Below are 13,732 nucleotides of genomic sequence, written 5' to 3'. Positions count from 1 at the left end.
ATATGAAACTAAAAATTGCAATTCTTCCCGGCGACGGAATCGGACCCGAAATTACCGAACAGGCGATGAAAACGGTTAAAGCACTCGCCAAAAAATTTAATCACGAGTTGGAATATGAATACGCGCTGACCGGCGCAATTGCCATCGATAAAGTGGGAAATCCTTATCCCGACGAAACGCATGAATTGTGCATGAATTCAGATGCTGTTTTATTCGGTGCGATTGGCGACCCACGGTTCGACAACAACCCAAAAGCCACCGTGCGCCCCGAGCAGGGATTGCTGGCCATGCGCAAAAAACTGGGCTTGTATGCCAACATCAGGCCGGTGGAGACATTTGAACAGTTACTGCACAAATCTCCGCTCCGCCGCGAATTGGTGGAAGGTGCCGATTTTGTTTGCATCCGCGAACTGACCGGCGGCATTTACTTTGGCGAAAAAGGCCGGAAGGATAACGGAAATACCGCTTTCGATACCAACACTTACACCCGCGAAGAAATTGAACGCATCCTGAAACTGGGCTACGAATTTGCCGCGCAGCGACGTAAAAAATTAACAGTGGTGGACAAAGCCAACGTGTTGGAAAGTTCGCGATTGTGGCGCGAAGTGGCCCAGAAAATGGCGCCCAGATATCCCGATATTCAAACCGAATATATGTTTGTGGACAATGCCGCCATGCAAATTATCCAGTGGCCCAAAAACTTCGATGTAATGGTTACCGAAAATATGTTTGGCGATATTTTAACCGACGAAGCCAGTGTGATTACCGGCTCACTCGGCTTGCTGCCTTCAGCATCAATCGGAATCCACACTTCGGTTTTCGAACCCATTCACGGTTCTTATCCGCAGGCTGCCGGAAAAGATATTGCCAACCCAATTGCCACCATCCTCTCCGCAGCCATGATGTTTGAAACAGCTTTCAACCTCCCGGATGAAGGAAAAGCCATTCGCGATGCAGTGGCCGCCTCAATGGATGAAGGATTTGTAACTGAAGACATTGCCCAGGGACCTGCATATAAAACTTCGCAGGTGGGCGATTGGATTGCACACTACATTGAAAAAATTTAATAAGCTTACTGGCTTTTAATTAGCCGGCAAAATTTTCTACCCCAAAAGAACCGTTAATTTTTTAACGGTTCTTTTTTGTATGTAACGAACAATTTTAATGAAATAAAAATATGAATAGATGAAATGAACTTAAAGTCTATAATTTTGTCATATTAGAAGATTTTTGAATATTAAAATTTTTAACACCTTAATGGGTAAAGTTAAACAAAATACAACACTGGAAAATACGGTCACCAAAGCCAAACAAAGTACTGGCTATGAATTGGTAAAGACTAATTACCATGAACGGTTGCAGCATGTTTGCTCACACGGCCCGGAAAAATCAAAACAAAAACATCGTGAGCGAGGTAAATTACTGGCCCGCGAGCGAATTGATCTTTTGGTTGATCCCAAAACCTATTTTCTGGAGCTTTCATCCTTTGCGGCTTACGATCAATACAACAATGCTTTTCCCTCGGCCGGGATCGTAACCGGAATTGGGATTGTGCATGGCCGCGAGTGCATGATTGTTGCCAACGATGCCACAGTTAAGGGAGGGACGTATGTAAAAGAAACCATAAAAAAACACATCCGCGCACAGGAAATCGCCCTGAATAATAACCTGCCTTGTATCTATCTGGTTGACTCAGGAGGAATCTATCTGCCGGAACAAGCCAATGTTTTCCCCGACCGGTTCGATTTTGGCCGCATTTTTTATAACCAGGCCCGGCTCTCGGCAAAAGGCATTCCGCAAATTGCGGTAGTAATGGGCTCCTGCACTGCCGGCGGCGCCTACGTGCCGGCCATGTGCGACGAAACTGTTATTGTAAAAAACCAGGGAACAATTTTTATTGGCGGGCCACCACTCGTTAAAGCGGCTACCGGTGAAGAAGTTTCGGCCGAAGAGCTGGGCGGCGGAGATGTTCACACCTCCATTTCGGGAGTGGCCGATCACCTGGCCGAGGACGATGTGGATGCCCTTAAAATCTGCCGGAAAATAGTTTCCGGCTTTCCTGTTGGCAGGAAAAAAGAAATTGAAATTGAGAAAGTAAAAAAACCCCATTTTGAACCAGAAAGTATCTACAATTACCTTTCTGTTGATCTGAAAAAACCGATTGACATTCATGCAATAATTGAACGGTTGGTTGACGAAAGTGATTTTCATGAATTCAAGGAAAACTACGGCAATACGCTGATTACAGGCTTTGCCCGAATAAAAGGAATAACAGTTGGCATTTTAGGCAACCAAAGTTTTCTTACTGCTGAAAGCGCCCGAAAAGGAGCGCATTTTATTCAGCTATGCAACCAGCGAAAAACACCGTTGCTGTTCCTGCAAAATATTACGGGATTTATTGTGGGGAAAAAATATGAACACGAAGGAATTGCACGCGACGGTGCAAAATTAATTCAGGCTGTGGCCAATACAACAGTGCCCAAAATAACAGTAGTAATTGGCGGGTCGTTTGGTGCAGGCAATTATGCCATGGCAGGCCGCGCCTACGAACCCGATTTCCTATTCATGTGGCCGCACTCACGCATTTCGGTTATGGGAGGCGAGCAGGCTTCGGGCATCCTGAATACAATTGGACAAAACGGCAGCGGCAACCAGCTTATTGAACAGTTCAAAAAAGAAAGCTCCGCTTATTACAGCTCTTCGCGAGTTTGGGATGATGGAATTATCAACCCCGCAGAAACACGCGACATCTTAGGCCTGGCTTTTCACATCACCCTTAATCAACCCGAACGGACGCCCCGATACGGGGTTTTCAGAATGTAACAAGATGAAAAACCTGAAGTACATAACAGTTAAAATTGACAGGAACAGGGCCGATTTAATTTTAAACCGCCCCGACAAGCATAATGCATTGAATCCTGAACTAATAGGGGAGTTCCGGGACGCATTAAAATCGATTTCCCGAAAAAATGAAATTCATTTCCTGGTCATATCGGGCAAGGGAAAATCCTTTTGTGCCGGAGCCGACATCAGTTGGCTGGCCTCCGCCGCAGAAAAGTCGATACAGAAAAACCGGGAAGAATACCTGCAAATCCCTGGCCTTCTCAAAGAATTACGCGATGCACCCCAAATTACCATTGCTGCGGTTCACGGCAATGTATTGGGGGGCGCCAACGGAATACTTTCGGCATGTGATTTTGTAATTGCTGAAAAATCCACCGTATTTGCTTTCGGAGAAATCAAACTGGGAATTATTCCTGCCACCATAATGCCTTTTGTAGCTCAACGGCTTTCGGTTCAACACATGAAAAAATTAATGTACTCCGGCTCAAAATTTTTGGCACCGGAAGCAAAAATTTCAGGCCTGGTCGATTTTATTTCATCCGATGGAGAACGTTTCAGTGAAACCGATCTCCTCATAAAAAAACTGTCATCATCTTCGCCAAATGCATTGCGGGCTTGCAAAAACTTACTCCATGAAATTGAAACAGGAAAAATCACAACCACCTCAGCCGAAAAAACGACTCAACTACTGGCCCAGCTGACTCATTCAGAGGAAGGAAGGGAGGGACTACAGGCATTTCTCGAAAAAAGAAAACCCAGCTGGAACAATCAAATAACCAATCAGGATTAATGGAAACAATCGGAAAAATTTTAATAGCCAATCGTGGAGAAATTGCAGTCCGCATAATCAGGACAGCCCAAAAGCTGGGGCTCAAAACCGTAGCTATTTTTGCTGATGACGACCGCGAGTCGTTGCATGTTGCCCGGGCGGACGAAGCTATTAACCTGAAAGGTGAAACGTTGCAGGAAACTTATCTGAACCAGCAAAAAATAATTAAAATTGCAAAGCACACAGGTGCCAAATTCATACATCCCGGGTATGGATTCTTATCAGAAAAGGCTGATTTTGCAGAAAAAGTTGAACAGGCCGGGTTGATTTTCATCGGAGCCACACCTCAACAGATCAGGCTAATGGGTGAAAAAATCCAAGCCAATCAATTTGTAAAGAAGCTCCAAATTCCTGTCATTTCGTCTGCTACCGGATCAGAAAATGATATTTTAAATTCTGCCAAAAATTTTGAATACCCGGTTTTGGTTAAAGCCTCTGGCGGCGGTGGTGGAAAAGGAATGGAAATCGTTTACAAAGCCGAAAATCTTCCGTCAGCATTAAAAAGGGCAAAAAATAAAGCCCTTAAATATTTTGCCAACAGTGACCTGCTGATTGAAAAATACCTGCCCCAAACACGCCACATCGAAGTTCAGGTTGTTGGCGACGGAAAAGGAAATGCAATTCACTGTTTTGAACGTGAATGCAGTATCCAGCGTCAATATCAGAAATTAATAGAAGAAGCTCCTGCCAACTCCATCTCCAAAAAGTTAAAGGAAAAACTGTACAATGCTGCCCTCAAAATTGCCCGTTCAATTAATTACCGTGGAGCGGGTACGGTGGAATTCTTAGTGGATGAAAATGAAAATTTTTATTTCCTGGAAATGAATACCCGCCTGCAGGTTGAGCATCCGGTTACCGAGATGATTACAGGTGTTGATTTGGTTGAAATGCAACTGAAAATTGCAGCAGGTGAAAAAATCCCTGTCAGTCAAAAAAATCTCAAAGTACATGGTCATTCAATTGAGATGCGAATTTGCGCAGAAGATCCTGCATCTGGCTTTTTGCCTTCAACCGGAAAAATAGCTAAAATACAAATACCGGAAGAAGTCCGATGGGACAGTTTCCTTCAGCCCGGAACAGAGCTTTCAGCGGCTTACGATTCGCTAACAGGTAAACTCATTGTTCATGAAAAAACCAGAGATGAAGCTATTAAAAAGGCACAAAAGGCACTTTCCAGTTTATTTTTACTGGGAATTGTCACAACACAAGAACTCCTTGCGATTGCCGTCAATCACCCCGATTTTAAATCCAATTCGATTAACACGAGGTGGCTGGAAAAAAACCTGAAAAACAAAAGCTTTCTTCGCAAGGACGAAACTTCTTCCGTTCCGCTGGCAGCTGCTTATTTATTGCATCATTTTCAGCGTCCCGTTCACCCCATTTCAATTTGGAATGAATCAGGCTATCTCCGCATTTTTCAAAGCTTTGAAATTTTCATCGACAATAAACAACACAAAATCAACACATTAAGAGCAAACCCAAACATTGAAATTCAGCTCAATGGAACGATAAAAACAATATCCAACATTAAATTTTCTGGTTCGAAAATTGATTTTTCCTTAAATAAAAAAGATATTACTATCTTTATTTTTCAGAATAATAAAAAATCTATTATCCAATATGATGGCAGATATTACAGTGTAAGAAGTAACCATGTTTTAGAAGAGGTGCAGTTAAATAAATACCGAAATGAAGGGACGGAGATAGTAACCGACAAAGTGATTGCAGGGCTATTCGGAAAAGTAATTGACATATTGGTTAAGCCCGGTCAAATCTTAAAGAAAGGAGAGGATGTAATTATTATTGAATCGATGAAATCAGAAATAACCATAAAAAGCCCGGCATCAGCACGGGTAAAAAACATTCAGGTTTCGAAAGGAGAAACCGTACAAGACAAAAAGACCTTAGTCGAATTTGAATTCTAAATAATTATTTATGAATGCATTTTTAAATGGGACGCATAATGCACTACGTGAAAAAGTAAGAAATTTTGCGGAAAACAAAATAAAACCAGCTATTGGCGACTTTGAAGCCAGGGAGGAATTCCCGGTAGATTTAATCCAATCGATAAATGAGCTGAATCTTTTCGGCATGCAAACCCCTGAAAAATACGGGGGACAAAACAGCGACTACCTCTCATTTATTATTGCCGTTGAAGAACTGGCACGCATTGACAGTTCTGTTGCGGCAACGCTGGCAGCGCATAACTCGCTTGGAGTGGGTCCTGTTCTGGAATTTGGCACAGAAAAACAGAAAGAAAAATACTTGCCGCAACTTTGCAGCGGAGAAAAACTGTGGGCTTTTGGCCTTACCGAAGAAAATGCAGGTTCTGACGCACAAGGAGTAGAAACGATGGCAAAAAAGAAGAAAAACGGCTGGTTGATTAACGGTCATAAAAAATATATAACCAACGCGGCCTCAGAACTGGCAGGTGGCATGAGCCTGGTAGCAAAAACAGGCATAAGAAGCGACGGCAAAAAAGAGTTTACAGCTTTTCTGGTTTCCCGTGACACCCCCGGGTACTCTGCCAGATATATGAAAAACAAACTGCTCTGGCGGGCTGCCGACAACGGAATGGTTTACCTCAACGATTGTTTAATCCCTGAGGAAAACCAACTGGGTGAAAGAGGACAAGGTATTAAAATTATGTTGAAAACTATCGATTCAGGTCGGTTATCGATTGCTGCAATGGGACTGGGGCTGGCGCAGGGAGCTTTTGAAATGGCAGTTGATTTCACAAAAAAACGCAAACAGTTTGGGAAACCTATTTCCAATTTCCAGGTCATTTCGTTTAAACTTGCCGACATGGCCATGAAAATTGAAAACGCCAGAAACACCCTCTATAATGCCTGCTGGTTAAAAGATAACGGACACTCATTCGGAAAACAATCAGCAATGGCCAAACTTTATGCATCACAGGTAGCCAGCGATGTGGCCAGCGAGGCACTCCAGATTTTTGGAGGGGCAGGTTTTTTCAGAAACGACGAATATCCCATTGAGCGCTTTTTCCGCGATCAGCGTTTATTATCAATTGGCGAAGGAACCTCCGAAGTGTTGCGAATGGTAATTTCGCGTTCGGTTTTAAATGATTAACAGAAAACAAAATGAACAGAGACAGAAAGCATGATCATATACAACTGGCATTCGACTCGCAAACAAGCAAGTTTGAGCAGGACCGCCGATTTATTTATGAACCCATGCTGGCAGGCCACCCCAACGGAGAAGACCGATCTTTTGCATTTTTGGGAAAAACCATGAAAGCACCAATGTGGGTATCGAGCATGACCGGCGGCACTGAAAAAGCCAACCACATCAACAAAAACATTGCCCGGGCCTGTCGCGAATTTGGACTGGGAATGGGCCTGGGGTCCTGCCGAAAAATCCTGTTTAGCAAAACCTACTGGGACGATTTCAACATGAGAGATATTATTGGTCCTGACCAGCCTTTTTGGGCGAACCTGGGAATAGCACAAATTGAACAACTGCTGAAAGATAAAAACGAAAATGCCATAACCAATATGGTTGGAGAACTCCGTGCTGACGGACTGATTATCCATGTTAATCCCATGCAGGAGTGGTTTCAGCCAGAGGGCGAACACATTGAAAACCCTCCAGTTGAAACCATTGAAGAATTGCTCAGCCGGATTAATGTACCTTTAATTGTAAAAGAAGTTGGGCTGGGAATGGGCAGAGAAAGCCTGAACCGACTTATCCATTTAAACCTCGAAGCCATTGAGTTTGCAGCTTATGGGGGCACTAATTTTTCGAAACTTGAGCTGATGCGCGATGAACCCGAAAAAATGGAAATGTACCAACCGTTTACTTTTGTGGGGCAAACTGCCAACCAAATGGTAAATACAGTTAACCAGTTGCTGCAAACCACCGGAACTTCAACATGCAAACAGTTGATTATTTCGGGCGGAATTAAAAATTACTTAGACGGCTATTATTTAGTTTCAAAAAGCGAGTTACCCGCAATCTTCGGTATGGCTTCTCAGGTGTTAAAACATGCCACCGGCGACTACCAAGATCTGAAAACGTTCATCGAAAACCAGATTACGGCCTACCGTTTTGCACAAAATTTTCTAAAAATCGATCCTGAATATGACGGAGAATAAAATCATTTCCGGATTTTCAAAACTGACGCGTGAAGAAAAAATCAGATGGTTAATACAGGATTTGAACCTGGATGAATCCACTGCCTCATTTCTGAATTCTTTTGAACTCACAAACAGTGAAAAGCAATCAGTTATTGCTGATTTAAGCGAGAATCAACTCTCCAATTATCATTTACCCTTTTCTGTGGCACCTAATTTTTTGGTAGATGGAAAAATACTCACCTTTCCGCTCGTAACCGAAGAGAGTTCGGTAGTTGCCGCACTGGCCAAAGCTGCCGGGTACTGGGCCAAAAGAGGCGGATTTCATACTCAAATTATTGGCACCAAAAAAAAAGGCCAGGTTCATTTTCAATGGAATGGAAATCCAGAAAAGCTCAAAAAAATATTTCCTGAAATAAAAAGCCAACTCTTAAAAGAAACGGCTCCGATAACTGAAAACATGGAGAAAAGAGGTGGTGGAATTCGCGAAATTAAATTAATATATTTACCAGAAATAAAACCTGACTATTATCAAATCGACGTTTCGTTTGAAACCCGCGATGCAATGGGTGCCAACTTCATTAATTCGTGTTTGGAACAGATAGGGAAAAGCCTCACAAAATTTATCGAAAACAGCAACCAGTTTTCAGCAAATAAAAAAGAAGTGGAAATAGTAATGGCCATTTTGTCGAACTATGTACCGGATAGCCGCGTAAAAGTTTGGGTGAAATGCCCGGTGGAAGAGCTGATTGAAAATTCGCAACAGGCACACAGTTATGCTGAAAAATTTGCATTGGCAGTTCACATTGCCCGGAACGATGTTTCGCGCGCTGTGACACACAACAAAGGTATTTTCAACGGAATGGACGCACTGGCAGTAGCTACCGGAAACGATTACCGAGCCATTGAAGCCGGCGCACATGCTTATGCTTCAAAAGACGGACAGTACCACGGACTGAGCAACGCAACCGTAAATAATGGAATATTTCGTTTTGAATTGGAAATTCCACTGGCAGTTGGTGTTGTAGGCGGAGTGACCGCGTTGCATCCGCTGGCAAAACTGGCGATGAAAATCCTGAAAAATCCTTCAGCCTCGGAATTAATGGGTTACATTGCCACTGCCGGACTGGCTTCCAACTGGGCCGCTGTAAACGCACTGATAACCAGCGGAATCCAAAAAGGACACATGAAAATGCAATTGCCAAATATTTTAAGCCAGTTCAATCTTTCGGAAGAACAAAAAGCTGCAGCCAAAGCCTGGTTCAGCGACAAAGATGTTTCGTATTCCCAAGTTCAGAAGTATTTGGAAAATCATGACTGAAACTGCCTTGAAATATTATGCACACGGAAAATTGCTGCTCACAGGAGAATACCTCGTTTTAAAAGGCGCGAAAGCGCTGGCATTGCCGCTGAAATTGGGCCAGTCGATGAACGTCACTTCAGGAAAGCAACAAAACAGAATAAAGTGGGAAGCCTTTACACCCAACAGTCAGTGGTTTTCCTGTGAAATCCAATTTCCCGGATTCAAAATCATCGAAAGTAATGATTCGAAAAAAGCAGAATTGCTGAAAAAAATCTTTGAAACCATCGGAAAGTTAAATCCTGAGTTTCCTTTTGAAAGAGATTTCCACATTCAAACAAAACTGGATTTCAATCCGCAATGGGGACTGGGCAGCAGCAGCACATTAATTGCCAACATCGCAAGCTGGACGAATGTTGATGCCTACCAATTAAACAAGTTGATATTTAAAGGCTCAGGTTACGACATCGCCTGTGCAAACGCTGACGGCCCAATATTTTACCGTTCTCGAGAAAAACCGGTACCGGTGAATCTTAGTTTTCCATTCGAAGATCACCTCTTTTTTATCTATTCCGGCACCAAAAAAAATACCCGTCATGGCATTGAGCATTTTCTGAAAACGAAAGGTGATATTTCCGAAGGAATCCGTCAAATCATTGAGATTTCTGAAAATATATCCCGGATAAAAAAACTTGATGAGTTTCAACTGGTAATTAACGAGCACGAAAAAATCATTTCCGGTATTATTGATGAGCAAAGTATTCAGGATAAATATTTCAGTGATTTTAACGGGGTTGTAAAATCACTCGGAGCATGGGGAGGTGATTTTTTCCTCGCAGCTTCTTCGATGAACGAAGCAGCAACTAAAAACTATTTCAAAAGGAAAGGATTGCAAACAATATTTACGTGGAACGAGTTAATTTTAAATGACTAATCATATAAAAATTCTAACTAATGAATGATTTATTGATTTCCCGCAGATTTTTTTAACATTTCTGCGAAAATCAGCGTCATCTGCGGGAAATTAACTTTTCTCGTATTTATAAAAGTGTTTATTTTTAAATGATTGGAAGAAAGTAAGTGAAGCAAAAGAATAAATATCGAAGCGAATGGGAATGCCCGTCGAACATTGCGCTGGTAAAATACTGGGGAAAGAAAGCGCCACAACTGCCATTAAATCCCTCAGTGAGTTTTAGTTTGAAAAATGCAAAAACCAAAACAACTGTTGAAATCACAGGCAGCAGCAAATGGCAAACAGAGTTTCTTTTTGAAGGGAAATTGTCACAATTTGGAGAACGGATTCAGAAATACATTGACGAACTGGCGAACGATGAAAAATGGATGAACGATTTTTCGTTTCGCATTGAAAGCAGCAACACGTTCCCCCACTCTGCCGGTATTGCTTCGTCGGCTTCGGCTTTTGGCGCACTGGCGCTTTGTTTGGCAGACCTGAAAAAACAGGTAACCGGAAAGAAAGCAGAAACACAAAACTTCTTCAGGCAAGCCTCGGCGTGGGCGCGACTTGGCAGCGGCAGCGCGTGCCGGTCGGTTTATCCGCAATTTGCCGTTTGGGGCAAATTTGATGAAATGCCAGATTCATCAAACGAATTCGCCATTCCGGTTTCCGAAAACATCCACCCTGATTATTTTACATTGCACGATGCCATTTTGCTGGTCGATTCCACGAAAAAAAAAGTCTCCAGTTCGGCCGGCCACCAACTGATGAACGACCATCCGTTTAGGGAAGCACGGATAAAACAGGCCAATAATCACACGCGTGAAATTCTGAAAGTGATGAAAACCGGCCACCATGAACATTTCTTCAAAATAGTAGAAAAAGAAGCGCTCAGTTTACATTCGATGATGATGACCTCGGAACCACCTTATTTACTACTTCATCCCAACAGCTTGGCGATTATCCGAAAAATTCAGGATATCCGCCGGCAAACCAACCTGCAAGTTGGCTTTACTATCGATGCCGGGCCAAACATCCATTTTCTCTATTTTGAAAAAGACAAAAATGAAGTACACCGATTCATTAAAAATGAGTTGTTGAAATTTACCGAAAACGGAAGCTGGCTGGATGATCAAATTGGAAACGGTCCAAAAAAACTGAAAGCATGAAAAAATTTTCTTCAAAATTACTATTGTTCGGTGAATACGGATTGCTTTACGGAGCCGATGCGCTGGCAGTTCCGTTTCCAAAATTCGGCGGTGCGCTGAAATTTACAGTGGACTCAAACGACAAAACCATTCAGGAAAGCCAGTCAGAGACTCAACAATTCTTTTCAACGTTTGATGCAGCCAATCTCAACAAGGAAATGCATTTTCCGCTTCAACTAAAAGAACTGAAAAGTGATTTGCAAAAAGGATTATTTTTCTATTCGAATATTCCGGTTCAATATGGATTAGGAAGTTCAGGAGCGCTCTGCGCTGCCATTTTTGAGCGATACAGTATTTTTCACAAAAATGAAGATGAATTAAACGACAGCGAACTCCTTCAACAATTAAAGCAAGATTTTTCGTTGCTCGAAAGCAGTTTTCACGGCCGCAGTTCCGGAATCGACCCACTGGTTTCCTTTTTAAACCGGCCGGTTTTGTTTACGCCCGAAAAAATTGAGCTTCCGGAAATAAAAATTCGTGAAAATGATTTTTCAGTTTTTCTTATCGATACTAAAATAAAAAGTTCTACTGCCCCACTTGTCTCACTTTTCAACCAAAAAATGGAGAATCCACAATTCAAAAAACGTTTTGAAAACGATTTCCTGCCAGCCAATAACGCAGCCATTCAGGCATTTTTGAAAGGGAGTAAACAGGAACTTTTTCTTCAACTAAAACAAATTTCCGCTTTTCAATCGGAACAATTTTCGGAAATGATTCCGGAATCATTCAAAGATTTTTTCAAAAACAGTGCGCATAATAACACGCCCGTTAAGTTACTTGGCTCAGGTGGCGGTGGATTTTTACTGGCCTTTGCAAAAAATGAAAACGATTTACCGGAAAGTCTCTCAAAAATCAAGGTAATATAACGTTTATCATTTTTCACTAAAAAAGAAAACAATTATTTGATTATCAGAAACCTGAAACATAGGGACATTAAGGATCTCGTAAATTTTTAGTGCTTTCGTGTCTTCGTGGCGTATTTTTCTTTTGGCCACTAAAACTCAAAGACACAAAATTTCACTAAAGGTTAGCTACTACAAAAAAAACATACACTATTGTTTTTGAGAGATTTCCGGTTTTTGCAACGGCTCAAATAATTTCCGAAATTTCCAGTTGCTTCTAATAGTCAGAATCACAATAAATAATACGGCAAGAACCAAAAGAACCCAATTTTCTTTTTGGGGATGCACCTCCTTCTGAAACAACAGCGCCGGTGTTTGCAAAACTGATGATTTGCTTGTCAGAAAGATGGAAGACAAAACATTATTTATTGAATGTGCGCCAATTGCAATTTCAATTCCATCGTCCAACACACTTGTAATACCAAAAACCACCCCAAATGTTAAATAGCCGGGCATCGATGTCCAGAAGCCATATTCTTCTACTTCGGGATTGAAACTGTGAATGAGTGCAAAAATAACGGCAGGAATTAAAACTGACAGCCACCGGCTCCTTGTTCGTGCGGCAACTCCCTGCATCAGGTAGCCACGAAAGAAAAACTCTTCGGTCCCGGATTGTAACGGAATTAATAACACCGAAATAAATACCAGCGGGATAAATGAGGAGGCATTAAACTGCACTATGAAATTGTCAGGACTTATCAAATAATCGACCAGCATGTAACCACCGATAAGTACTCCCCAAACAATTACACCAAGCCAAACCCGGTTCCAGCGAATGGAACGGCCTCCGTTAATCACCTCTTTATAATTCCTTCGGTGGAAGCCTTTAACCAGTAATATTCCAATAATCAAACTTGTAATAAAAGGAATCACCATTAAAACCAACCCTACATTCGGATCGATTCCGTACGCTGAAAAATCGGCAAAATTTTCAGGCATCTGGAAATCACCTTCAAACCGGATCATTTTAACTATTAATACCGCAATCAGCGGAATACTTCCAACCATTTGCCCTAAAAAGAATCCAATAAAAAGCACCAGAATGTATTTCCAAATCTGGTTTTCGTTGTCGAAAGCGCGTTCTAAAAATTTCATAAGCTGAATTCAGGTTTTGTTAACTATTTCTAAAATTAATTTTAACCCGGATTATTCACAAATAATCCCTATCTCTCCCGATGACTATCGGGACGACTAAGATTCAGTAAAACTTTTTTAAAAGTTCAACTTCATCTAAGTCGGGATTAACCTGAACTTTATTCATATTTTTAAAATTTATGAATAGTTCAGTCTCTCCAAAAGTGGCTTTTTCCTCTTATATAAATACATTAAGTTTGAGATGCCGTGCAGTTGAGGCCGTTTTTAACACTGTTATATTATAACCTCGTTCAGTCTGGCTCTGGTTGACGGTGATCCGATAATTGATTATTTAGAAATCGTAAGGTAGACCACCTAATATGTAATTAGTCAACCGGGCACGGCAATTTCAAATTTAAAATTAAAACTATGAGTAAAAGTACAAAAAAGAAAAAGAGCGAAGGAAAAAACTTAAATGAGTTCTCTATTATTAATCCCAATGCAGCGGGCATTGATATTTCCA

11 protein-coding genes are annotated in these 13,732 nt (G+C 41.7%); 10 read left to right on the top strand and 1 reads right to left on the bottom strand.

Annotated features, from left to right (window positions below):
* Positions 1-2: 2 nt before the first annotated feature.
* From leuB to BUC07_RS12455, 10 genes are all read left to right on the top strand, one after another.
* The gene (leuB, locus tag BUC07_RS12500) at positions 3-1,067 is read left to right on the top strand and encodes a 3-isopropylmalate dehydrogenase (protein ID WP_073169967.1); all 1,065 of its coding nucleotides are present in this window, start codon (positions 3-5) and stop codon (positions 1,065-1,067) included.
* A gap of 190 nt (positions 1,068-1,257) precedes the next feature.
* The gene (locus BUC07_RS12495; protein ID WP_073169965.1) at positions 1,258-2,823 is read left to right on the top strand and encodes a carboxyl transferase domain-containing protein; all 1,566 of its coding nucleotides are present in this window, start codon (positions 1,258-1,260) and stop codon (positions 2,821-2,823) included.
* Between the two features lie 4 nt (positions 2,824-2,827).
* Complete coding sequence (locus BUC07_RS12490; RefSeq protein ID WP_083578235.1) at positions 2,828-3,634, top strand: enoyl-CoA hydratase-related protein; 807 nt, start codon at positions 2,828-2,830, stop codon at positions 3,632-3,634.
* Entirely contained in the window at positions 3,634-5,598 is a 1,965-nt protein-coding gene (locus BUC07_RS12485) for an acetyl/propionyl/methylcrotonyl-CoA carboxylase subunit alpha (RefSeq protein WP_073169963.1), read from the top strand. Before BUC07_RS12490 ends, BUC07_RS12485 begins: the two co-directional genes overlap by 1 nt.
* A 10-nt stretch (positions 5,599-5,608) precedes the next feature.
* Entirely contained in the window at positions 5,609-6,766 is a 1,158-nt protein-coding gene (locus BUC07_RS12480) for an acyl-CoA dehydrogenase family protein (RefSeq protein ID WP_073169961.1), read from the top strand.
* A gap of 11 nt (positions 6,767-6,777) precedes the next feature.
* Positions 6,778-7,791 carry a beta/alpha barrel domain-containing protein gene (locus BUC07_RS12475; protein WP_073169959.1) on the top strand — a complete coding sequence of 338 codons (1,014 nt, stop codon included), beginning with the start codon at positions 6,778-6,780 and terminating at the stop codon, positions 7,789-7,791.
* Positions 7,778-9,091, top strand: a complete 1,314-nt coding sequence (locus tag BUC07_RS12470) for a hydroxymethylglutaryl-CoA reductase, degradative (protein ID WP_073169957.1) — start codon at positions 7,778-7,780, stop codon at positions 9,089-9,091. Before BUC07_RS12475 ends, BUC07_RS12470 begins: the two co-directional genes overlap by 14 nt.
* On the top strand, positions 9,084-10,004 hold the full coding sequence (locus BUC07_RS12465; RefSeq protein WP_073169951.1) for a GYDIA family GHMP kinase: 921 nt from the start codon (positions 9,084-9,086) through the stop codon (positions 10,002-10,004). Before BUC07_RS12470 ends, BUC07_RS12465 begins: the two co-directional genes overlap by 8 nt.
* Positions 10,005-10,150: 146 nt before the next feature.
* Positions 10,151-11,194, top strand: a complete 1,044-nt coding sequence (gene mvaD, locus BUC07_RS12460) for a diphosphomevalonate decarboxylase (protein ID WP_073169949.1) — start codon at positions 10,151-10,153, stop codon at positions 11,192-11,194.
* Positions 11,191-12,099 (top strand): mevalonate kinase family protein, encoded by a 909-nt coding sequence (locus BUC07_RS12455; protein ID WP_073169947.1) that lies wholly within the window; start codon positions 11,191-11,193, stop codon positions 12,097-12,099. The genes mvaD and BUC07_RS12455 overlap by 4 nt, the downstream gene beginning before the upstream one ends.
* Before the next feature lie 186 nt (positions 12,100-12,285).
* Here the strand turns inward: BUC07_RS12455 and BUC07_RS12450 are convergent, their stop codons facing one another.
* Entirely contained in the window at positions 12,286-13,230 is a 945-nt protein-coding gene (locus BUC07_RS12450; RefSeq protein WP_073169945.1) for a CPBP family intramembrane glutamic endopeptidase, read from the bottom strand.
* Positions 13,231-13,732: the final 502 nt, after the last annotated feature.

The organism is Tangfeifania diversioriginum, from assembly GCF_900141875.1.
Lineage (GTDB): Bacteria > Bacteroidota > Bacteroidia > Bacteroidales > Prolixibacteraceae > Tangfeifania > Tangfeifania diversioriginum.
The sequence above is the reverse complement of the archived record's forward strand: the minus strand, read 5'-3'. Positions and strand labels throughout refer to the sequence as shown.

What these genes read in the sequence shown, in the direction of transcription:
- leuB (WP_073169967.1), top strand. Translation starts at nt 3, where the DNA reads ATGAAACTAAAAATTGCAATTCTTCCCGGCGACGGAATCGGACCCGAA.
- BUC07_RS12495 (WP_073169965.1), top strand. Translation starts at nt 1,258, where the DNA reads ATGGGTAAAGTTAAACAAAATACAACACTGGAAAATACGGTCACCAAA.
- BUC07_RS12490 (WP_083578235.1), top strand. Translation starts at nt 2,828, where the DNA reads ATGAAAAACCTGAAGTACATAACAGTTAAAATTGACAGGAACAGGGCC.
- BUC07_RS12485 (WP_073169963.1), top strand. Translation starts at nt 3,634, where the DNA reads ATGGAAACAATCGGAAAAATTTTAATAGCCAATCGTGGAGAAATTGCA.
- BUC07_RS12480 (WP_073169961.1), top strand. Translation starts at nt 5,609, where the DNA reads ATGAATGCATTTTTAAATGGGACGCATAATGCACTACGTGAAAAAGTA.
- BUC07_RS12475 (WP_073169959.1), top strand. Translation starts at nt 6,778, where the DNA reads ATGAACAGAGACAGAAAGCATGATCATATACAACTGGCATTCGACTCG.
- BUC07_RS12470 (WP_073169957.1), top strand. Translation starts at nt 7,778, where the DNA reads ATGACGGAGAATAAAATCATTTCCGGATTTTCAAAACTGACGCGTGAA.
- BUC07_RS12465 (WP_073169951.1), top strand. Translation starts at nt 9,084, where the DNA reads ATGACTGAAACTGCCTTGAAATATTATGCACACGGAAAATTGCTGCTC.
- BUC07_RS12455 (WP_073169947.1), top strand. Translation starts at nt 11,191, where the DNA reads ATGAAAAAATTTTCTTCAAAATTACTATTGTTCGGTGAATACGGATTG.
- BUC07_RS12450 (WP_073169945.1), bottom strand. Translation starts at nt 13,230, where the DNA reads ATGAAATTTTTAGAACGCGCTTTCGACAACGAAAACCAGATTTGGAAA.